20 protein-coding genes are annotated in these 21,986 nt (G+C 58.1%); 15 read left to right on the plus strand and 5 right to left on the minus strand.

Features of this window, described 5'->3' with window-relative positions; genetic code table 11:
• Position 1 precedes the first annotated feature (1 nt).
• From ACGHP1_RS00910 to ACGHP1_RS00920, 3 genes are all read left to right on the plus strand, one after another.
• Positions 2–934 (plus strand): MurR/RpiR family transcriptional regulator, encoded by a 933-nt coding sequence (locus ACGHP1_RS00910; RefSeq protein WP_242960040.1) that lies wholly within the window; start codon positions 2–4, stop codon positions 932–934.
• A gap of 127 nt (positions 935–1,061) precedes the next feature.
• Entirely contained in the window at positions 1,062–2,468 is a 1,407-nt protein-coding gene (locus ACGHP1_RS00915) for a 6-phospho-beta-glucosidase (RefSeq protein WP_005943672.1), read from the plus strand.
• Between the two features lie 38 nt (positions 2,469–2,506).
• On the plus strand, positions 2,507–3,877 hold the full coding sequence (locus ACGHP1_RS00920; protein ID WP_390507248.1) for a PTS transporter subunit EIIC: 1,371 nt from the start codon (positions 2,507–2,509) through the stop codon (positions 3,875–3,877).
• Between the two features lie 53 nt (positions 3,878–3,930).
• On the opposite strand, the gene ACGHP1_RS00925 is transcribed toward ACGHP1_RS00920, so the two are convergent.
• On the minus strand, positions 3,931–4,821 hold the full coding sequence (locus ACGHP1_RS00925) for a LysR family transcriptional regulator (protein WP_180806686.1): 891 nt from the start codon (positions 4,819–4,821) through the stop codon (positions 3,931–3,933).
• A gap of 204 nt (positions 4,822–5,025) precedes the next feature.
• Here ACGHP1_RS00925 and ACGHP1_RS00930 point away from each other — a divergent pair, with 204 nt between their 5' ends.
• Both ACGHP1_RS00930 and trxA read left to right on the plus strand, forming a co-directional pair.
• Positions 5,026–7,086 (plus strand): FAD-dependent oxidoreductase, encoded by a 2,061-nt coding sequence (locus ACGHP1_RS00930; RefSeq protein WP_097781151.1) that lies wholly within the window; start codon positions 5,026–5,028, stop codon positions 7,084–7,086.
• A 175-nt stretch (positions 7,087–7,261) separates the two neighbouring features.
• Positions 7,262–7,570, plus strand: a complete 309-nt coding sequence (gene trxA / locus ACGHP1_RS00935) for a thioredoxin (protein WP_097781152.1) — start codon at positions 7,262–7,264, stop codon at positions 7,568–7,570.
• 65 nt (positions 7,571–7,635) lie between these two features.
• On the opposite strand, the gene ACGHP1_RS00940 is transcribed toward trxA, so the two are convergent.
• The 4 genes from ACGHP1_RS00940 to ACGHP1_RS00955 all read right to left on the minus strand — a co-directional run bounded on the left by ACGHP1_RS00940 (position 7,636) and on the right by ACGHP1_RS00955 (position 11,533).
• Positions 7,636–8,313: a transcriptional regulator gene (locus ACGHP1_RS00940; protein WP_097774572.1), complete on the minus strand. Its 678-nt coding sequence runs from the start codon at positions 8,311–8,313 to the stop codon at positions 7,636–7,638.
• A gap of 84 nt (positions 8,314–8,397) precedes the next feature.
• Positions 8,398–9,609, minus strand: a complete 1,212-nt coding sequence (locus ACGHP1_RS00945) for a pyridoxal phosphate-dependent aminotransferase (protein WP_390507251.1) — start codon at positions 9,607–9,609, stop codon at positions 8,398–8,400.
• 103 nt (positions 9,610–9,712) lie between these two features.
• The gene (locus ACGHP1_RS00950) at positions 9,713–11,101 is read right to left on the minus strand and encodes a PTS transporter subunit EIIC (protein ID WP_097781153.1); all 1,389 of its coding nucleotides are present in this window, start codon (positions 11,099–11,101) and stop codon (positions 9,713–9,715) included.
• 57 nt (positions 11,102–11,158) lie between these two features.
• A complete protein-coding gene (locus tag ACGHP1_RS00955; RefSeq protein ID WP_097781154.1) occupies positions 11,159–11,533 on the minus strand; it encodes a RidA family protein in 375 nt (124 codons plus the stop codon).
• A gap of 240 nt (positions 11,534–11,773) precedes the next feature.
• Between ACGHP1_RS00955 and ACGHP1_RS00960 the strand changes: the two genes are divergently transcribed.
• The 10 genes from ACGHP1_RS00960 to ACGHP1_RS01005 all read left to right on the plus strand — a co-directional run bounded on the left by ACGHP1_RS00960 (position 11,774) and on the right by ACGHP1_RS01005 (position 21,916).
• On the plus strand, positions 11,774–13,222 hold the full coding sequence (locus tag ACGHP1_RS00960; protein WP_097774576.1) for a glycoside hydrolase family 1 protein: 1,449 nt from the start codon (positions 11,774–11,776) through the stop codon (positions 13,220–13,222).
• 266 nt (positions 13,223–13,488) lie between these two features.
• On the plus strand, positions 13,489–15,084 hold the full coding sequence (gene hisG, locus ACGHP1_RS00965; protein WP_390507254.1) for an ATP phosphoribosyltransferase: 1,596 nt from the start codon (positions 13,489–13,491) through the stop codon (positions 15,082–15,084).
• On the plus strand, positions 15,081–16,358 hold the full coding sequence (gene hisD, locus ACGHP1_RS00970; protein WP_207698777.1) for a histidinol dehydrogenase: 1,278 nt from the start codon (positions 15,081–15,083) through the stop codon (positions 16,356–16,358). The genes hisG and hisD overlap by 4 nt, the downstream gene beginning before the upstream one ends.
• 181 nt (positions 16,359–16,539) lie before the next feature.
• Entirely contained in the window at positions 16,540–17,601 is a 1,062-nt protein-coding gene (gene hisC, locus ACGHP1_RS00975; protein WP_298638079.1) for a histidinol-phosphate transaminase, read from the plus strand.
• A gap of 3 nt (positions 17,602–17,604) precedes the next feature.
• Complete coding sequence (hisB, locus tag ACGHP1_RS00980) at positions 17,605–18,201, plus strand: imidazoleglycerol-phosphate dehydratase HisB (protein WP_371288444.1); 597 nt, start codon at positions 17,605–17,607, stop codon at positions 18,199–18,201.
• Positions 18,198–18,806, plus strand: a complete 609-nt coding sequence (gene hisH / locus ACGHP1_RS00985; RefSeq protein ID WP_390507257.1) for an imidazole glycerol phosphate synthase subunit HisH — start codon at positions 18,198–18,200, stop codon at positions 18,804–18,806. The genes hisB and hisH overlap by 4 nt, the downstream gene beginning before the upstream one ends.
• An 11-nt stretch (positions 18,807–18,817) precedes the next feature.
• Positions 18,818–19,537 carry a 1-(5-phosphoribosyl)-5-[(5-phosphoribosylamino)methylideneamino]imidazole-4-carboxamide isomerase gene (gene hisA / locus ACGHP1_RS00990; protein ID WP_338427735.1) on the plus strand — a complete coding sequence of 240 codons (720 nt, stop codon included), beginning with the start codon at positions 18,818–18,820 and terminating at the stop codon, positions 19,535–19,537.
• A 16-nt stretch (positions 19,538–19,553) separates the two neighbouring features.
• Positions 19,554–20,309, plus strand: coding sequence for an imidazole glycerol phosphate synthase subunit HisF (hisF, locus tag ACGHP1_RS00995; RefSeq protein WP_005943642.1), 756 nt, complete (start codon positions 19,554–19,556; stop codon positions 20,307–20,309).
• A 139-nt stretch (positions 20,310–20,448) separates the two neighbouring features.
• Complete coding sequence (gene hisIE / locus ACGHP1_RS01000; RefSeq protein ID WP_005943640.1) at positions 20,449–21,084, plus strand: bifunctional phosphoribosyl-AMP cyclohydrolase/phosphoribosyl-ATP diphosphatase HisIE; 636 nt, start codon at positions 20,449–20,451, stop codon at positions 21,082–21,084.
• Between the two features lie 7 nt (positions 21,085–21,091).
• On the plus strand, positions 21,092–21,916 hold the full coding sequence (locus ACGHP1_RS01005) for a histidinol-phosphatase HisJ family protein (protein WP_349137612.1): 825 nt from the start codon (positions 21,092–21,094) through the stop codon (positions 21,914–21,916).
• Positions 21,917–21,986 lie beyond the last annotated feature (70 nt).

The following is a 21,986-nucleotide window of genomic DNA, read 5'->3' on the forward strand; positions in this document are numbered from 1 at the left end:
TATGCTTACAGAAAAAGCGGAAGGGAGAATCGCAATGCTGATCGTGGACAAACTTGCGTTTCAGGAAAAACTTTCGGAAGGGGAAAAAACGCTGGCCGCCTATATTTTGGCGCATGGGATGGAAATTGCCAAATATTCCACCCGCAGTCTGGCAGAAGTGACCTACACCTCTCCGCCGACCGTCCTGCGCCTTTGCAAAAAGCTGGGTTTTACCGGCTTTGATGACTTCAAGCAAAATTTTGTGCGTGAACTGGAATATCTCGACCAGCAACAGGGCAAGGTGGATTTCAATTTTCCCTTTGCTGAAAACGACAGCCCCATGCGGGTGGCGCAGAACATCGGCGAGCTGTACGAAGAAGCCGTCAAGGACACTATGCAGCTTCTCCGGTACGAAGACCTGCACAAAGCGGTGCTCCTGCTCAAATATCACGAGGAAATCCACATTTTTTCCGCCGGGACGGCCATCAATCAGGCCGAATCCTTCCGAGAAAAGATGCTCAAGATCGGCAAGCGGGTGGTCATTTTCAACAATCTGAACTACCAGCGGTATCAGGCCTGCTGTCTGTCCGAGAGGGACCTTGCCATGATCATTTCCTATTCCGGCGAAACGGCGCAGATGCTGGAGATTGCCCGGCAGTGCAAACGCTCCGGAACACCCATCCTTGCGCTGACCAGCTTTGGCGAAAACAGCCTGACCTGTTATGCGGATTGCAAGCTGACCCTTTCCACCAAAGAAAGCATCTATCAGAATCTTGGGGACTATGCTTCCCATCTGTCCATGACCCTTCTACTGGACATCTTGTATTCCGAGTACTTCCGGCAGAATTACCAGAAGAATTATACCTACAAGCTGGAACGCGCCCGAGAGCTGGAACAGCACCGCACCTCCACCAATCCTATTTTGTTGAATCTGCACAAAGAAAATGCGGAATGAAACACTGTTCCGTTTTTGATCATGCAAAAAGAAACGGAAAAATTAACACTGTACCAATAAGTTTAAAAAATATTGCACAAAAACCTCCCTGCAAGTATTCTATACCTGCAAGGAGGTTTTCAAGCTTATGGAGATGCCAAAAAAGTTCCTGTGGGGCGGTGCGACCGCCGCCAACCAGTACGAAGGTGCCTACCAGACGGATGGCAAGGGCCTGAGCATTGCCGACGTGGAAAAAGGTGCACGCCACGGCGTCCCGCGCGAGATTCATACACAGGTCATGGAGGGCAACTACTACCCTAGCCATGAAGCCGTGGATTTTTACCACCATTACAAAGAGGACATCGCGTTGTTTGCCGAGATGGGCTTCAAGTGCTTCCGAATGTCCATCAACTGGCCGCGCATCTTTCCGCAGGGCGATGAATTGCAGCCGAACGAGGCCGGGCTTGCTTTCTATGACCGTGTGTTCGACGAGCTGCACCGCTACGGGATCGAACCGGTGGTCACGCTTTCGCATTACGAAACGCCGCTGTATCTGGTGCAGCACTATGGTTCCTGGCGTAACCGAGCCCTGATCGATTTCTTTGCCCGGTACTGTGAAACGGTGTTCCGGCGTTACAAAGGAAAGGTCCGGTACTGGATGACCTTCAATGAGATCAACGAGACCATGAACCAGAGCGAGCCATACCATCAGGCAGGCGTGCTCTTTGCCGAAGGCGAGGAGCACAACGCTGTCAAAGCGCTGGTCAGCCACAACATGTTCCTTGCCAGTGCAAAGGCCGTGCAGATCGGGCATGCGGTCGACCCGGAAAATAAAATCGGCTGCATGATCCAGTATCCCACCACCTACCCGCGCACCTGCGCACCCAAGGATGTGCTGGCACAGAGATTCCAGATGATGCCGAACTATTATTACACCGATGTGATGTGCCGCGGACACTACACCAGCCTGTGCACGGCACAGCTGCGGCGCATGGGCACTTCGGTAGAGATGCAGCCGGGCGATGCCGAGCTGCTGGCCGCAGGAACTGTGGATTACATCGCATTCAGCTATTATTTTTCTTCAGTTGCCCGTGCAACGGAAGATACGGATTGCTGTGTAGAACGCAGCAATCCGTATCTCCAGCGTACCGACTGGGATTGGCCCATCGATCCGGACGGCCTGCGCATCGCACTGAATGAGCTGTATGACCGGTATGAACTGCCGCTGTTCGTTGTGGAAAATGGTCTGGGTGCCATCGACACCGTAGAGCCAGATGGCAGCATTCAGGACGATTACCGCATCCGTTTTCTGGGCAGTCACATTGATGCGCTGCGGCAGGCCATTGAGCTGGATGACGTTCCGGTGATCGGCTACACCTGCTGGGGTCCCATCGACATTATTTCGGTGGGCACCGGCGAGATGCGCAAACGGTACGGCTTCATTTACGTAGACAAGAAGGATGACGGCAGCGGCACGTTGGCCCGCAAAAAGAAAAAGTCGTTTGCATGGTACAAAAAAGTCATTGCAAGCAACGGCGCAGACACCGCCCTGTAAGCAATGCATTTTTTAGGATATTGAAGGAGGCAAAACAAATGGATGCAAAGAAAACTGCCCAGCAGGTGCTGGAACAGGTCGGCGGCGCAGAAAATGTTACATTTCTGACCCACTGTGTCACCCGCCTGCGGTTCAACCTCAAGTCAATGGACGGCGTGGACGAGGCCAAGGTCAAAGCCGTACCCGGCGTGGTGGGTGTCGTGAACAAAGGCGGCCAGTATCAGGTCATCATCGGCAACGAAGTGGCTGCCGTGTACGATGAACTGATGAAACTGGGCGACTTCGGCGGTAAGGAAGTCAAACAGCTTGCCGCCCCGGCCGAGGAAAAGAAGAGCAGGGTCAGCATCATTCTGGACACGCTGGCCGGTGTGTTCACCCCGCTGATGCCGTTGATCGCCGGTGCCGGTATGATCAAGGCTCTGCTGTCTGTGCTGACCCTCTTCGGCTGGATCGACAAGAGCGGAAATCTGTACTATTTCCTCAACTTCATCGCAGACTCTTCCTATTACTTCCTGCCGATCTTCCTGGCCAACTCCGCGGCCAAAAAGTTCGGCTGCAACCCGCAGATGGCCATGCTGCTGGGGGCCATCCTGCTGCACCCGAACTTCATCGCCCTGAAAGCCGATGCCGATGTGGTCCATGTGCTGGGTCTGCCGGTGAAGATGGTAACCTATTCTTCCTCAGTCATCCCCATCTTCCTTATCACGCTGGTACTGCCATACGTGGAACGATTTGTCAATAAGGTCGTGCCCTCTGTGGTCAAGTTCATCCTGCGGCCGGTGCTCACCATCCTCATCATGGCTCCCATCTCCCTGTGCGTGCTTGGCCCTCTGGGCAGCATCATCGGCGATGGTCTGGTCAACGTCCTGCTGGCCATTGAAAAGGTCTGCCCCTGGGCACTGCCCACCGTCATCGGTGCCTTTATGCCGTTCCTGGTCATGACCGGTATGCACTACAGCCTGCTGCCCGCTTATGTCAACTCTCTGTCCATGCTGGGCTATGAGACGGTCATCGGCCCCGGTAATCTGCCTTCCAACATTGCACAGGGTGCCGCAGCCCTCTGCGTTGCCATCAAGACCAAAAACAAGAACTTCCGTCAGCTGGCCGTTTCCGGCGGTGTGACCGCTCTGCTGGGCGTGACGGAGCCTGCTCTGTTCGGCGTCAACGTCCGTCTGCGTAAGCCTCTCATCGCCACCACCATCGGCGGTGGTCTGGGTGGCCTGTATGCCGGTTTGACCGGTGTGCGCCGTTTTGGCGGCGGTGGTGCCGGTCTGGCAGCCATCGGCCTGTATGTCGGTGAAAATCCCATGAACGTGATCAACGCACTGATCTCTGCCGCGATCGCCTTTGTGGCCACCTTTGCGATCCTCTGGTTCATCGGTTTTGATGATGTGCCGGAAGAAGCCTGATCTCTTCTGAAACAAGCAGCGCCGGAACGATTTTGCCGTTCCGGCGCTGCTTTTTACGCCTCTCCCAGCAGCTTTGCACGGCTGGCGTATACAGCAGTAAATACCTCCCGCAGCCGTTGGATCTCGGGACGCGGGTCGTCCCGCAGGGTCAGCAGACAGGTGTCCGGCAACGGCAGCTGCAGCGGCAGATACCATGCCGCCGGAAAGGCCGGGTATTTCATCGGGCACAAAAACATGCCGCGCCCGGCAAGCAGATCGTTGTAAACACACTCGTAGTTTTCCACCATGTGCCAGCTTGGTGCGGAAAACGGCAGGCCGGGCTGAACAACGGCAAGATCCACCATTTCCTGATACAGCGGCTCATAAAACAGCTGCTGCCCGGCAAGATCGGCCAGCGCCAGAGTGCTGCGCCCTGTGAGCGGGTGCTCCGGCGATACGATCAGGTAAAAGGTGTTGTGCAGGATGGGGGTGCGCTCGATCTCCGGCTGCAGCGGCCCAAAGGGCAGATAGAGGGCTGCGTCTGCCTCGCTGCAGAGCATTTCGTGGGGGTTGCGTGACACGGGCCGAGTGTCCACCGCAAACTCATATCCCGGCAGCGCGGCGTGCAGCCGTGCCATCAGGATGGGGTAGATGGGGTCCCGCTGCAGCAGCACAGGCGGAAGACGCAGGGTCAGTGTGCGCCGCCGGGCAAAGCCCTTCAGTGCGGTGCGGGCGTTCAGCATGCTGCGGTAGATCTCTGCCGCACGGGGCGCAAAAGCCCGGCCGGCCTCGGTCAGGGCCACCTGGGTGGTGCTGCGGGTGAACAGGGCAAGATCCAGCTCTTTTTCCAGATTGCGGATCTGGTAGCTCAGGGCGGGCTGGGTGCAGTACAGCTCCCGGGCGGCGGCGGTAAAATTCAGCGTCCGGCTCAGGGTGAGAAAACACAGCAGCTGGCGGTCGTTCATGGGCGAAACCTCTCCTTTCCCGGCGGGCAGAATAAGATTGCTTTCAGTATAGCACATCAATGGAGACTGATAAAGAGCTTTTATCACTGTGGCAAAAATTTTTTGTTTCCATTTTACTTCGTTATATTTTATACTAAGTGTCGGAGCGGGATAAAAATCCCGCAGAAACGAGAAGAAGAGAAGAAAGAAAAAGGAGCAAACAAGATGGAAAAGATCTCCCGCAAAGGCTTTCTGAAAGTTGCCGCTGCCGCCGCAATGAGCGGTGTCACCGCCGGCGCTCTGGCTGCCTGCAACTCCGCAAGTTCCTCCGGCACTGCGGCATCCGCTTCCGGCGATGCCGTCTACACCCCCGGCACATACACCGGCACGGCTACCGGCATCGGCGAGGTGAAGGTGACCATGACCTTCAGCGAGACCGCTATCACCGATGTGGTCATCGATGCTTCCAACGAGACCGAGAGCATCGGCGGCGTGGCTGCTCCCACCCTGCAGGATGCCATCATGGCGGCACAGAACGCTGAGATCGACAATGTTTCCGGCGCCACCGTCACCACCAACGCGGTCAAGAAGGCTGCCGCCAGCTGCATCGAGCAGGCTATGGGCGTTGCTTCCGAAGAGCCTGCTGCAGATACCGCCGGGGATACCGGCGATGACTGGCTGGGCGAAGAGCCGGACGTGCAGGCCAGTGAGACCCAGGACTTTGATGTGGTCATCATCGGCGCCGGTCTGTCCGGCGTCTGCGCTGCCCGTGCGGCTGCCGAGGAGGGCGCAAAAGTTGCCATCGTGGAAAAGAGCTCTTCCTTCAACTGCCGCAGCGGCGAGTATGCCCTGCTGAACGGCAGCCTGAACAAGCGCTGGGGCCGTGAGAACATCGTGGACGAGGATGTTGTGGTCGACCGCCTGATGCGCGAGTGCACCTACCGCAACAAGCGCTCCATCCTGAAAAAGTGGGCTTCCCATGCACACGAGGTCATGGACTGGTTCATCGAGGCTTACCCCGAGCTGACCATCTGCGACTCCACCCGTGAGGCCGTGACCCAGGAGCAGTTCGACAAGGGTATTCTGGTGCCGCTGGCATGGCCTCAGCCCGAGCACTACGATTACCGCAACGAAGAGTTCCCCACCTTCCCTTCCAGCATGGAGTTCCGCTCTTCCCGCAAGGATCAGCAGGGCTTTATAGTGGAAGCCAACCTGAACAAGGCCGTTGAGAACGGTGCACAGACCTTCTTCGGCTGCTTCGGCACCAAGCTGCTGAAGGACAGCGACGGCCGCGTGACCGGCGTGATCATCCGCGACGCACAGAATGACAACAAGTACATCCAGCTCAACGCTTCCAAGGGCGTGATCCTGGCTACCGGCGACAACTCCGGCGACGAGAAGATCATGAAGCATTTTGCTCCCGAGATCGTGGAGAAGAAGATCGCCAACATGGGTGCCATGGGTATGCTGGGCGTTGACGTGGAGGGCAAGACCGTGGAGACCGGCGACGGCCTGCGCATGGGCGCATGGATCGGCGCAAAGGTGCAGGATTTCCACGCACCGATGACCCACCACATGGGCAGCGGCATGGGCGTGACCCCCTTCCTGCAGATCAACAAGCGCGGCGACCGTTTCATGAACGAGTGCATCCCCGGCCAGCAGCTGGAAAACCAGATCGAGCTGCAGCCCGAGTGCACCTCCTTCCAGCTGTACGACTCCAAGTGGGGCGAAGAGGTGCCCTACATGCCCGCAAACCACGGCGGCCTGTGCTACATCATCCCCGAGGATGAGGATGAGTCCAACCCCAACTACACCGACCGTCAGTACACCAAGATCAGCGCAAAGGCCGAGGCTTACCAGTTCAAGGCCGATACACTGGAAGACCTGCTGACCCAGTGCGGCTTTGAGGGCGATGCACTGGATAATGCACTGGCTTCCGTCGAGCGCTACAACGAGCTGGCCAAGGCCGGTTCCGACGATGACTTCGGCAAGCCCGCAAGCCGGATGTTCGCGCTGGAGAATCCCCCGTACTATGCATGCCAGTGGGGCACCACTTCCATGCTGGTGTGCGTGGGCGGCCTGGAGAGCGACGAGAACTGCCACACCTTCACCGAGGAGGACCCCGCCAGCCCCAAGCGCGACATCATCAAGGGCCTGTATGTCTGCGGCAATGTGCAGGGCAGCCGCTACGCAGTGGAATACCCCATCTGCATGCGCGGCATCAGCCACAGCCTGTGCGTCTACTACGGCTACATCGCCGGCAAGAACTGCGTGGCCGGTGTCTGATACCCTGCTGACAGAACACTGAAATAAGCGTTTCCCTGCCCGGAGCAGTATTCTTTCTTCCTGCTTCGGGCTTTTTTGCGCCCCAATGTGACCCGGTTACGGAAAAGCCCCGGCGTTTTGGGTATACTGATGCCATAAGAACAACCACGAACGAACCCTTTCAGGAGGTAGAAATATGGCAGTTGTTACGATCACGAAGGAAAATTTTGAGCAGGAGGTGCTGCAGAGCACAAAGCCTGTCCTGCTGGACTTCTGGGCCAGCTGGTGCGGCCCCTGCCGCATGCTCAGTCCCGTTGTGGACGAGGTGGCCGAGGAGCGCACCGATGTGAAGGTGGGCAAGGTGAACGTGGACGAGCAGCCGGAGCTGGCCGGCCAGTTCGGCGTGATGAGCATCCCCACCCTGCTGGTGTTTGAGCAGGGCAAGCTGGTGCGTCAGGCCGTGGGTGCCCGCCCGAAGGCCAGTGTGCTGGACCTGCTGGGGTAAAAACAAAAAAGAAAGGAGCCGCCGCTCCGGGGAAACTTCTCCCGGAGCAGCGGCTCCTTTGCATTTTAGTTGTTCTCAGTACGCTTGCGATGGTTGCGCAGGTGCATATAGATCGTATTGCGGGAAATGCCCAGCTGCTCGGCCACAAAAACCACCGAGTCCTTCAGCCGGAACATTCCCTTCTGATCCAGCTCCTCTACGATCGCTTTGTTTTTGTTGGAAGGCAGAATGGAATCGTCTGCCATGACCCGTGCACGCACAGGTTCCAGCGCCGAAACGATCAGCTCCTTCGCATCGGCGGCAAAATTCTCCCGCGCGGCCATGGCCTGCACGGTGCCGGGCGTCAGCCCGTCCAGAATGTCGCACAGAGAGGTGTTCAGATACAGATTGATGCAGATCAGGCCGATGATCCGGTCATGTTCGCCGCGCACGGCGATGGTAGTGGATTTGAGCGGTTCCCCTTTTTTGTTCCGGCTGAAATACACCGTGGAGGCCTTGCCGCCCGCAGAGAGCTCGTCCAGCATATCCAGAGCAAGATCGGTGATGGGGGCACCGATCCTGCGGCCGGTGTGCTCGCCGTTGATGATGCCGATCACAGAGTGATCGTAATCTTCCAGCGAGTGCAGCACGATCTCATAGCTGCTGCCAAGATAAGCTGCCAGCCCTTGCAGAGTGGGGATATACGATTTGAGGATCTTCTGATCTGCCCGTGTCAGTTTCACGGGGCCAATTCCCTTTGCCATTGTTCTCTCCTGTCCTTGCCTGATTTCTTACTACCCTTCATTTTAGCACGACACAGGGGAAATTGAAAAGGGGAAAGCGCGAATTTATTTGCGGGGGTAGGCCAAAAGCGCGTCCCGAATGCGCTCCAGTGCATCGATCACCTTCTGGTCGTCCTTGTAGACGCCCAGCACGATGCGCAGGTGTCCGGCACCGCCGGGGCCATAGTTGACACCATCGTTCAGCGAGACGCGTGCATGGGTCACCAGATACTGTGCGATCTCGGTGGAATTGCCCAGTTCCGAAACATCGATCCAGCCAAGGAAGCCGGACTCCGGCAGCGCCATGTGGACACCGGGCACGCAGTTCAGGATCTCGTAAGCCTTCCGGCGGCGCACCTCATAGGCGCGGGCAAACTCCTGCATGAACTCCGGATGCTCCAGTGCAGCCAGTGCAGCCTTCTGGCCGGAGGTGGAGGTGGCACCGATCACGCCTACGGCGTTGGCGTACATGGAATCCATGATCTGGTCTGAGCAGACGATGTAGCCCACACGCATCCCGCTCAGTCCCATGCCTTTGGAAAAGCTGAAAACGGTCACTGTGCGCTCAAACATGCCCGGAAGAGCCGCTGGGGTCAGGCATTCAGCACCAAAGGTGTAGTCCTCAAAAGCCTGATCCACAACAAGGATCAGGTCGTGCTCCTGCACAAAATCGGCCAGCGCCTGCAGCGAGGCACGGTTGTAAATGGTGGTGGTGGGGTTGTTGGGGTGGGTCAGCAGCACCATGCGGGTGCGGGCAGTATATTTGGCTTCCAGCTGTGCGCGGCTCAGCTGATAACCGTCCGCAGCATCCAGTTCCACGGCGACCGGCACGCCGCCCATGATCTTTACGTCCAGAAAGTTGTTGGGGTAGCTGGGCGAGGGAATCAACACTTCATCGCCCTGACCCACAAAAGGCAGGATCGCAAAGTACAGGCCGGAGTCCGAACCGGGCGTGATCAGGATGTTGCGCTCCGGATCCACAGTCAAACCGTTCTGCTGCTTCAGCTTTTTGGTCAGTGCGGCTTTCAGTGCCGGGTCGCCGATCGGCGCGGTGTAGTGCGGTGCGCTCTCGGCGCGCACTGCGTCCAGCCAGGCAGCTGCTACCGGTTCCGGCAGCGAACGATCCGGCATAAAGGGATCCGCCCAGCCCATCAAGGCAACACCCTGCTTTTCCAGATCCTGATATGCACTGCCCACATCGGCCTTTTCCACGGCCTGAAACAGGCCGCCGTTTGCATCGCGGAACGCGGGGATCATCTTTTCTTTTATCGTTTGCATAGCCTTCTCCTATAACCGACAAAACGGGAGCAAACACCGTTACTCCCGTTTTGTTCTGCGTTTTATTCAGCCTATCACAGAAACCGGAAAATTTCCAGTGCGATCAGGCCTTTTTCTTTTCGTCAGGGTTCCAGAACAGCACGGTCAGCACGGCAGCCACGATAAAGGCGATGACAAAACCGGCCATGACCAGTGCACAGTTCAGGAAGGGGTTTTCGCCGCCGGTGAACATGCCGAAGCTCAGGAAAGACGGGCCGCCCATTGCAAAAGATTTCAGGTGAAGGGCTGCGGCAAAGCCGCCGCCAACTGCGCCGCCGATGCCGGCAAACAGGAACGGCTTGCCAAGGGGGACCGTGACGCCGTAGACGACCGGCTCCGTGATACCGGTGCAGGCGGCAATGCAGGCAGAAAGGGCGTTGGCCTTCTGATTTTTATCATGGCTCTTGATCCACACGCCGAAGGCGGCACCGGCCTGGCCGATGTTGGCAGCGCCGGAAGTGGGAGATACGTAGTTGAAGCCCTGTGCGGTCAGCATTTGGGTCAGCACGGGAACCATACCGTGATGGATGCCCAGCAGAACCATGGAGGAGTAGATGCCGCCGTAGACGATGCCGGAGAACACACCGCCGTTCTCAAACAGCCAGTTGACGCCGATGGCCAGCTCTTCACCCAGCCAGTAGGTCAGCGGGCCGACGGTGATCAGGGTGACGGGGGTGGCGATCAGGATAGTCAGTGCGGGCACCAGAATGATCTTCAGCGCACCGGGGATGATCTTGTCCAGGAAGCGCTCGATATAGGATGCCACCAGAACGGCAAATACCACCGGCAGCACAGAGGAGGAATAGTTGATCACGCGGAAGGGAATGCCGAGGAAGCTGTAGCTGGACACGCCGTCGGCAATTAGACCGGACCAGGTGGAGGACATCATGCCTGCACAGATGGTCATGGCAACGAACATGTTCATCTTAAATACCTTGGCTGCACTGGCTGCCAGCAGGAAGGGCAGGAAGGTGAAGATGGCCATGGAAATGGCAATGATGGTTTTGAACGTGGGAGCAGAGGAGTCAAAACCCAGCGCCATGAAGATGCAGATGAGTGCGGACAGGAAGCCGCAGCCGGCCAGAGCGGGAACGATGGGGTTGAAGATAGCGGCGACCGTCTCAAAGAAGCGGGTCAGCAGCTTGCCCTTCTTGTTCTTCAGCTCATCCTTCAGATCCAGGTTCTCATCGATGGGGGCTTCCTCGTCCACACCGGTCTGCGCAATAAAGTCCTTGTAAACATTGTTTACTTCGGCACCGATGATGATCTGGGTCTGTGTGCCGTTGTTCACAACGCCCAGCACACCGGGGATCGCCTTCAGAGCGGCTTCATCGATCTTGCTCTTGTCGCGGGTGGTCACACGCAGACGAGTCGCGCAGTGAGTGGCCTGTGCAAGGTTCTCTTTGCCGCCAAGAGCCTGTATCAGAGCCGGGATGGATACCTTTGTTGCCATATTGTTGCCTCCTTATGATTTTGCATTATTCCAAAAAGGCTTTGTGCCTTTTTTGCTTTAATGAGAAGCAATGACTTCAACTTCAACCAGTGCGCCCTTGGGCAGAGACTTCACTGCCACGCAGGAACGAGCCGGCTTTCCGGTAAAGTAGCGGGCGTAGATCTCGTTAAACGCAGCAAAGTCAGCCATGTCTGCCAGGAAACAGGTGGTTTTGACTACGTCCTCAAAGGTGCAGCCTGCAGCCTGCAGCACAGCGCCGATGTTCTTCATCACCTGCTCTGCCTGTGCGGCGATCTGCGGCTCGGCCAATGCGCCGGTAGCAGGATCGATGGGCATGGTGCCGGACAGAAACAGCAGGCCGCCAGCCTGAATTGCCTGAGAGTAAGGGCCGATAGCAGCCGGAGCTGCCGGGGTGGAAATGATCTGATTCATCGCAATGCCTCCATGTGTATGAATGAAATTTATTTCATTGACATCAGGATAGCATTGCAATAGGGAAATGTCAAGAGAAAATTGAAAAATAATGAACAATTTTTTGCTTTGACAAAAAAATTAGATAAATCGATGAAATATATTGCATTTCATTCGCGCACGTGCTAGAATAAAAATGATGAGCCTGATGGAGACAGGCCGGATTTAGTCAAATTTATTTTACTAAAAAGGAGCTTTGATATGGAACAGTGTCGTAAGAGCTTTCCCGAAGGATTTCTCTGGGGCGGTGCAACGGCGGCCAATCAGGTAGAAGGTGCCTGGGATGCGGACGGCAAAGGCCCGAGCCTGGCCGATGCAATGGTAGCCGGCACCCATCAGCTGCCGCGCCGCATTACGCTTGAGATCGACGAGAGCCGGAACTATTATCCCAGCCACAGCGGCACCGATTTCTATCACCATTATAAAGAGGACATTGCGCTGTTTGCAGAAATGGGCTTCAAGGTGTATCGGATGTCCATCAACTGGCCGCGCATCTTCCCAAAAGGAACCGAGACGGAGCCCAACGAAGCGGGTCTGCAGTTTTACGATAAGGTATTTGCAGAGCTGAAAAAATACGGCATTGAGCCGCTGGTCACCCTGTATCACAATGAGATGCCGCTGAACATGGTCACTGCGATGGGCGGCTGGGTGGATCGCCGCAGCATCGACTGCTATCTGCGCTTTGCGGAGGTGCTGTTCCGCCGCTATAAAGATGTGGTAAAATACTGGATCCCCTTCAACGAGATCAACGACCTGACCACGGCAGTGGGCAACTGGAACCACGGCGGCATCCTGAACCACGGTACAGAAGATTTCAGCCATCAGGTGGACGACCCGGATAAGCGCTACGCAGCCCTGCACAACCAGTTCGTTGCCAGCGCAAAGGCTGTGCTGCTGGGTCGGCAGATCAACCCGGAGTTCCGCTTTGGCACCATGATCTGCCACATCACAGTTTATCCGCTCACCTGCCGCCCGGAGGATGTTCTGCTGACCCAGCAGGAGGATCAGCTGCGCAACTGCATGTCCGGCGACGTGCAGTGCAAGGGCGTGTACCCTTATTATGCAAAGCGGTACTTTGAGCGTAATCACATCCACTTTGATGTGGAGCCGGGCGACGAAGAGCTGCTGCGCCGCGGCACAGTGGATTTCTATTCGTTTAGCTATTACATGACCAACTGCGTGACTGCACAGAAGGACGCAGCGCAGGTATCCGGCAACATCATGGGCGGCGCAAAGAACCCCTACCTCAAGGCGACCGAATGGAACTGGCAGATCGACCCGGTGGGTCTGCGCTACACGTTGAACCATGTCTACGACCGTTACGGCCTGCCCATCATGATCACCGAAAACGGCATGGGCGCCCGCGATACCCTGCAGGATGGCCGGGTGCATGACGATTACCGCATCCAGTACCTGCGGGAACACATCGAGCAGATGCGCCTTGCCATCGATGACGGTGTGGAGCTGATTGGCTACACACCCTGGAGCGCAATGGATCTGGTGAGCGTTTCGACTGGCGAAGTGGAGAAGCGCTATGGCTTTATCTATGTGGATAAGGACAATGCGGGCAGCGGTACGCTGGAGCGCATCCGGAAGGACAGCTTCTACTGGTATAAAAATGTGATCGCGACCAACGGCAGTGAATTGTAACACGGCCGGAGGCCTTCCCTGACCATCTCTCCCCATCTGGCAGCAAAAGCCGGAGCGGTGTAATGCCGCTCCGGCTTTTGCTGTCTGGCGGGCACCAGCGGCTTTGTATGCGGCGGGAAGACAAAATGGAACTGCGGCAAAGCCGCCCTCTGTACAAACGCACAGAAAAATCGTATCATTGAGTTGAAAACACCGTCACTTTCCTACTTTACAACTTTACCTAGATAAAGTAAAATAAACTCAAGTAAGAAATGGGGGAACCGACAATGGAATTCAGCATTGCAAACCTGCAGCCCAAGGAGCGCGCCTCCTTTGCGCTGCGCGCCTTGTACGAAGCGGCGGGCTGCCGCAAGTATCATATGGGCCGGTTTGAGGAGTACGGCCTGTATCAGGAGAACCGCAGCTTTTTGTCGTCCGAGCAGGTCATCACCTTTACCGATCTGGATGGCCGTCTGCTGGCCCTCAAGCCGGACGTGACCCTCTCCATTGCCAAGACGGCGCAGCCCACCCCCGGCGAGACCCTGTGCTACTACTATCACGAGAACGTCTACCGCCCTTCCGCCGAGAGCCACACCTTTAAAGAGATCAGCCAGATGGGCCTTGAGATGCTGGGCGCGGTGGGCGAAGCACAGGTGCAGCAGGCGGTGTGTCTGGCGGCGCGGTCGCTGGATGCGCTGGGGGCCGAGTGGGTGCTGGAAGTGAGCCACATGGGCTACCTGTTCGGCCTGTTCGACGCGCTGGGCGTGCCGGATGCCGCCCGCGCAAAGCTGCTGGAAAAGCTGCGGGAGAAAAACGCCCACGAGCTGCGGGCTGCAGCCGGAGCAGCCGGTCTTGCCGATGCCGCCGATACCCTGTGCAGCGTGCTGGATCTTTCCGGTGCCTATGCCGAAACGATGGAAAAGGCTGCAGCCCTGTGCAAAAACGATGCCATGCGCGCAGCGGTGGCCGAGCTGGAAGCGCTGGCTGTGCCGCTGAAAAAGGCGGGCGGCGTGATCCGGCTGGACATGACGCTGGCCGGTGAGATGGAATACTACAACGGCCTTGTGTTTCAGGGCTATCTGAAAGCCCTGCCCCGCCCCCTGCTCAAGGGCGGCCGCTACGACCTGCTGATGCAGAAGTTCACCCCCGGGGCCGGGGCCATCGGCTTTGCGGTCTATCTGGACGAGCTGGACCGCCTGAGCGCCCCGCTGCCGCCGGTGCAGAAGAACAGCACCGACAGGGTGATGCTGAACGTGGCTCTGCCCAAGGGCCGTCTGGGCGATAAGGTGTATCACCTGCTGGCGGGCATCGGCTACGGCTGCCCGGAGGACTACAACGCTACCCGCAAGCTGGTGGTGGAAAACCCGGAGGCCGGCATCCGCTACTTCCTCGTCAAGCCCAGCGATGTTGCCATCTATGTGGAGCACGGTGCTGCCGATGTGGGCATCGTGGGAAAGGACATCCTCACAGAGGCTTCTGCCGATGTGTACGAGCTGCTGGACACCGGCCTTGGCAAATGCCGCATGTGCGTTGCAGCCCCGGCCGATTACAAGGACGACCCCAGCCGCCCGGTGCGGGTGGCCACCAAATTCGTCAACATCGCAAAGAGCTACTACGCATCCATGGGACGGGACATCGATATCATCAAGCTGAACGGCTCCATTGAGCTGGCCCCCATTCTGGGCCTTTCGGACGTCATCGTGGATATCGTGGAGACCGGCACCACCCTGCGGGAGAACGGCCTGAAGGTGGTCACCGAGTTCATGCCCATCTCGGCCCGATTCATTGCCAACAAGGCCAGCTACCAGTTCAAGCACGCCGAAATGGACACCATGCTGGAAAAGCTGCGGGCGGAACTGCAGAACAAGGAGGAAGCAAAATGATCAAGCTGTATAACTTTGACGAGCTGAAGCCCGAAGAGATTTTGAACCGCGATATCCGCGCGGAAAAGAACGTGGAGGACGTGGTGGACGGCATCATTGCCGATGTGCGCGCCCGGGGCGATGAAGCCCTGAAGGATTATGCGCTGAAATTTGACGGCGCGAAGATCGATGCCCTGCAGGTGACGCAGGAGGAGATCGACGAAGCCTTTGCGGGCATGGACCCCTACTTTCTCGAAACGCTGCGCGAAGCCGCCGCCAACATCGAGAGCTTCCACCGCCAGCAGGTGCACAAGAATTTTGTGGTGAACGATAAGCCCGGCATCGTGCTGGGCCAGAAATATACCCCCATTGAAAAGGCCGGTGTCTATGTGCCCGGCGGCACGGCGGCCTATCCCTCCACCGTGCTCATGGACGTGATCCCGGCAAAGGTGGCAGGCGTGTCCGAAATCGTCATGACCACCCCCGCCGGAAAGGACGGCAGGGTGAACCCGGTCATCCTTGCCGCCGCTGCCACCGCAGGCGTGACCAAGATCTTCAAGACCGGCGGCGCACAGGCTGTGGCGGCTCTCGCCTACGGCACCCAGAGCATCCCCGCGGTGGATAAGATCGTTGGCCCCGGCAACATCTACGTTGCCACCGCCAAGCGCAAGGTGTTCGGCAAGGTGGGCATCGATATGATCGCCGGCCCCAGCGAAATTCTGGTGCTGGCCGACGGCGGCTGCAACCCCGCATGGGTGGCGGCGGACCTGCTGAGTCAGGCCGAGCACGACAAACTGGCAAGCCCGGTCCTCGTCACCGACAGCCCGGAGCTGGCCAAGGCCGTGCAGGCGGAGCTGGAGGTGCAGATCCCGCAGCTGCCCCGTGCCGCCATCGCCCGCGCCAGCGTGGACGACAACGGCAAGATCATCCTCTGCACCGACCTGCACAAGGCCATTGAAGCCTGCAACATCATTGCACCGGAACATCTGGAAGTGTGCGTGGAGGATCCCTTCGGCGTGCTGAACGAGATCAAAAACGCAGGCAGCATCTTCCTTGGCCGCAACGTGCCGGAAGCGCTGGGCGATTACTTTGCAGGCCCCAACCACACCCTGCCCACCAGCGGCACCGCCCGCTTCTCCAGCCCCTTGGGCGTAGACGACTTTGTAAAGAAGTCCAGCTTCCTCTACTACACCCGGGAAGCGCTGGGCGAAGTAGCCCCCCGCATCGCCGATTTTGCCGAGCGCGAGGGCCTGCACGCCCACGCCCGCAGCGTGACCATCCGGTATGAGAAATAAAGGCGGCTCGCCCTCTCAGTCAAATCCTTTGGATTTGCCAGCTCTCCCAAAGGGAGAGCCCTTGGCAGTCCACACAAAGTTTTCGGTTTCGCCAGAGGCTCTCCCTTTGGGAGAGCTGGACGCGAAGCGGCCTGAGAGGGCAAGGCCGTTCACCATAACAGAATAAGCCGGAGGAACCATTATGAGTCGTTTTCTTTCTCCCACGCTGGCCGCTGTCACCCCCTACACCCCGGGTGAGCAGCCGCAGGATCAGCAGTACATCAAACTGAACACCAACGAAAGCCCCTATCTGCCCTCCCCGGCGGTGATCGCCGCCGTGAGCGAGCACGAGGTGGAAAAGCTGCGCCTTTACTCCGACCCCGCCTGTGCCGACCTGCTCAAGGCGGCCGCAGCCCACTTCGGTTTGCAGCCGGAGCAGATCATGCCCGGCAATGGCAGCGACGAGAACCTCTTCTTTGCGCTGCGTGCCTTCTGCGACGCAGACCACCCGCTGGCCTATGCCGACATCACCTACGGCTGCTACGGCGTGTGGTGTGGGCTGATGCACATTCCCAGCCACATCATCCCGCTGAAAGAGGATTTCACCCTTGACCCGAAGGACTACTACGGCCTGAACCAGACCATCGTCCTTGCAAACCCCAACGCCCCCACCGGCATTGCACTGCCCCGGGCGGAAATTGAGGGCATCTTAAAGGCAAACCCGAACAATGTGGTCATCGTGGACGAGGCCTATGTGGACTTTGGCGGCGAGAGCTGCGTGCCCCTCATCGACCAGTACGAGAACCTGCTGGTGGTGCAGACCTTTTCCAAGTCCCGGCAGCTGGCCGGTGCGCGTCTGGGTCTTGCCATGGGCAATGCAAAGCTCATTGCCGACCTGAACCGAGTCAAGTTCAGCCTGAACCCCTACAACATCAACCGCCTGACCCTGAAGGCCGGGCAGGCCGCGCTGGAAGATACCGCTTATTTTGACAGGACCCGCGCCGCCATCGTGGACACCCGCGCATGGACAAAACAGCAGCTGGAACAGCGCGGCTTTGCCGTGCTGGACAGCCGCTCCAACTTCCTGTTTGCAAGTACCGACCGGAAAGACGGCGGAACACTCTACAAAGAGTTGAAGAAAAACGGCATTCTGGTGCGCCATTTTGACGCGCCCCGCATCCAGAACTGGCTGCGCATCACCATTGGCACGCCAGAACAGATGCAGACGTTTATGGAAACGCTGGATAAGATCATGGAGGAATGAACCATGCAGAACCGAATGATCTCGCTGGAACGCAACACCAATGAGACCCAGATCGACCTGACCCTTGATCTGGACGGCACCGGCCGCTATGAGGTGGACACCGGGTGCGGCTTTCTGAACCACATGCTGGAGCTGTTCGCCCGTCATGGCCGTTTTGACTTAGTGCTCACCTGCCACGGCGATGTGCAGGTGGACTACCACCACACCACCGAGGATGTGGGCATTGCACTGGGTCAGGCCTTTGCACGGGCGCTGGGCGATATGCGCGGTATCCAGCGCTACGGCAGCTTTTATCTGCCCATGGACGAAGCGCTGATTTTGTGCGCCGTCGATCTTTCGGGCCGCTGCACTCTGAACTGGGATGTCCATTGCAGCACCGAAAAGGTGGGCGATTTTGACGTGGAGTGTGCCAAAGAATTCTGGCTGGGCTTTGCCCGCAGCGTGCCCGCCACGGTCCACTTTGTACAATTTGCGGGAGAAAATACACACCACATCCTCGAGGCCTGCTTCAAGGGCGCAGGCCATGCACTGGGCGCGGCCGTGAAGATCGACGAAGCCCACAAGGACGAAATTCCTTCCACGAAAGGACTGCTGGTATGATCGCAATTATCGATTATGGCGTGGGCAACCTGTTCAGCCTGAAGTCCAGCCTGAAGCAGCTGGGGCTGGAAGCGGTCGTCACCGCCGACGCGGACACCATCTGCAAAGCCGACCGGCTCATCCTGCCGGGCGTGGGTGCTTTTGCCGATGCCATGGCCAAGCTGGAGGCGACGGGCCTTGTACCGGTCATGAAAGAAGAAGCCGAAAGGAAGCCGCTGCTGGGCATCTGCCTCGGTATGCAGCTGCTGTTTGAAAAGAGCTACGAGTACGGTGAGCACGAAGGCCTTGGCTTTGTGAAGGGCGAGGTCTGCCCGCTGGAGCCCGACCTTGCGGACAAGAGCCTGAAGGTGCCGCAGATCGGCTGGAACGCCTTGCACATTGTAAAGGACGACCCGCTGTTCAAGTACATCCGTGAGGGAGAATACGTCTATTACGTCCACAGCTACTACGGCAAGAACTGTACGGAGAGTACACTGGCTGTGAGCGGTTATTCCATTCCCGTCACCGGCGCGGTGCGGGCGGGCAGGGTGTACGGCACCCAGTTCCACCCGGAAAAGAGCGGGGATACTGGCCTGCGCATTCTGAAAGCATTTGCGGAATTGTAAGGAGAAAAATTATGCAGCTTTTTCCAGCCATTGACCTGCGGGGCGGCAAGGTGGTGCGCCTGACGCAGGGCGACTACAGCCGCATGACCGTCTACGGCGAGGATCCCTGTGCACAGGCGCGGGAGTTCCTTGCAGCGGGGGCCAAAAATCTGCACGTCGTCGATCTGGACGGCGCAAAGGACGGCACCCTTTCCAACTATGATACCATTGCCGCACTGGCAAAGCAGGGCGGCTTATACATTGAGGTGGGCGGCGGCATCCGTACCGAGGAGCGCATTGAAACATATCTTTCCCTCGGCGTGGGCCGCTGCATCCTGGGCAGCGTGGCGGTGACAGATTTTGCCTTTACCGCCCGGATGCTGCAGAAATACGGCAATAAAATTGCCGTGGGTGTGGACGCAAAGGACGGCTATGTGGCCATCCATGGCTGGAAGGAGGTCAGCGCCGAGCCGGGCGTGGACTTCTGCAAGCGGCTGGCAGATGCCGGATGCACTGCCATCATCTACACGGACATTGCCTGCGACGGTGCCATGAAGGGCACGAACCTCGGCCTGTACCGCACGCTTGCCAAAGAGGTGCCCGGCGTGGCCTTTACGGCCAGCGGCGGCATCTCGTCCGAAGCAGAGCTTCTGGAACTGAAAAAAATGGGCACTGCCGCTGCCATTTTAGGCAAGAGCCTGTACACCGGCGCACTGGACCTTGCGCGCTGCGTGCAGCTGGTACAGGAGTGAACGGAGGGGAAACGACATGATCACCAAACGCATTATTCCCTGCCTTGATGTGCGCAATGGCCGCGTGGTCAAGGGCACGAACTTTGAAGGCATCCGGGACGTGGCCGACCCGGTGGAAATGGCCCGCATGTACAACGCTGCCGGTGCAGATGAACTTGTGTTCTACGATATCACCGCCAGCTTCGAGGGCCGGGCGCTGTTCACGGATATCCTGACCCGCGTCGCCAGCGAAATTTTTATCCCGCTCACGGTGGGCGGCGGCATCAATACGCTGGAAGACTTCGACCGGGTGCTCAAGTGCGGTGCGGACAAGGTCAGCGTCAACTCGGGCGCACTCAAAAATCCCGACCTCATCCCGGCGGCAGCACAGCGCTACGGCAACCAGTGCGTGGTGCTCTCTGCCGATGTGAAGCGGGTGGACGGCCAGTTCCGGGTGTTCGCCAAGGGCGGGCGCGAGGACACCGGCCGGGATGCACTGGACTGGATCAGCTGGTGCGTGGACCACGGCGCGGGCGAGATCTGCCTGAACAGCATCGATACCGACGGCGTGCGCAGCGGCTTCGACCTTGAGATGCTGGATGCAGTTGCGGCGCGGGTGAACGTGCCCATCATTGCCAGCGGCGGCGCAGGCAAAAAGGAAGACTTTCTGGAGCTGTTCCACCACAAGGGCATCGACGCAGGCCTTGCGGCGGGCATCTTCCACCAGAAGCTGCTGACCATCCGCGACCTGAAAGAATACCTCAACGCAAACGGTGTGGAGATGCGGCTGTAACGCCGGGGCATTTCTCCCCGGCGCGGGGAGAAGCCGCAACGCGAAACTGGATTTCCGCAAAAACAACCCGCAAACTCTTGCGTTTGCGCACCGAATACGCTAAACTAGTAATATCCCCATCCGGGGAGGGAGAACCGTTATGAATCTGAAATTTGATGAAAAGGGCCTGATCCCTGCCATCGTGCAGGACCACTACACCAAAGAGGTGCTCACCCTCGCTTACATGAACGCCGAGACGCTGGCGCTCACCATTGCCGAGGGCCGCACTGTGTTCTGGAGCCGCAGCCGTCAGGAGATCTGGCGTAAGGGCGAGACCAGCGGCAATGTGCAGCGGGTGGTGTCCATCACCGCCGACTGCGATGCCGATGCTCTGGTGGTGGAAGTGGTCAAATCCGGCCCCGCCTGCCACACCGGCGCCGAGAGCTGCTTCTTCAACGAAGTATACGTCTCGCCGGAGCTGAAGCAGTTCAGCTGGCAGGGCCTGTACCAGCTCATCAAGGGCCGCAAGGATAGCCCCAAGGAGGGCAGCTACACCACCTACCTGTTCGAGAAGGGCAAGGAGAAGATCCTGAAAAAGGTGGGCGAAGAGTGCACCGAGGTCATCATTGCGGGCGAAAAAGAGGATAAGGAAGAGACCGTTTACGAGATCAGCGATCTTGCCTACCATGTTCTGGTGCTGATGGTCAGCGCCGGCATCACGGTGGAGGATGTGACCCGTGAACTGGAAAAACGTCACGTCATTGACCACAAGGTCAAACAGGAAAGGATGCAGTGAATTATCTATGGCAGATTATAAGAAGTCCAGTGTCCATTGCCACTCCACCATGTGCGATGGCAAAAATACCTTGCAGGATATGGCAAGTGCTGCGTGTGCGCAGGGCTTGACCACGCTGGGCTTCACCGGCCATAGCTACACCCAGCGCGACCGCGAATACTGCATGAGCCCCAGCCGCACCGCCCAGTACAAGGCCACCATTGCCAAGCTCAAGACCGAGTACAAGGGCAAGGTGGATATCCTGTGCGGCATCGAGTGGGATATCCTCAGCGAAGATAAGCGCACCGGCTACGATTACTGGATCGGCAGCGCACACCACCTATACGGCAAGAACACCGGCAAGTATTACGAGATCGACTTCCGTCCGCAGGACCTGTGGGACTGCATCAACGATGATTTTGACGCAGACCCCCTTGCCGCTGTGGAAGCCTACTTTGCCGAGGTGGAAAAGGTGGCTGCCCTCAAGCCGGATATTCTGGCCCACATCGACCTCATCAAGAAGCTGAATGCCAACGGCGAGTTCTTCGACGAAGAGTCGCCCCGCTACAAGGCCGCTGCCCTCAAGGCCCTGCAGGCCGCAAAGGCAAACGACTGCCTGCTGGAAGTGAACACCGGCGGCGTGTACCGCGGCTACCGCAAGGACTTCTACCCCGGCCCGTGGCTGCTGGGCGAGTGGCAGAAGATGGGCGGCAAGGTCATCATCACTTCTGATTCTCATGATATCAACAGCCTGACCTACGGCTTTGACGAAGCTGCCGCCGCCATCAAGGCTGCAGGCTTTACCAGCGTGCAGGTGCTTACCGGCAACGGCTTCGAGACGCAGGAGCTGTAAAAAATTGGAGATAACCCTCTCCGTCAATGCTTCGCATTGCCACCTCCCCCGAAAGGGGGAGGTTTTGCTG

Source organism: Faecalibacterium sp. i21-0019-B1 (genome assembly GCF_042852915.1).
Classification (GTDB): Bacteria; Bacillota; Clostridia; order Oscillospirales; family Ruminococcaceae; genus Faecalibacterium; species Faecalibacterium taiwanense.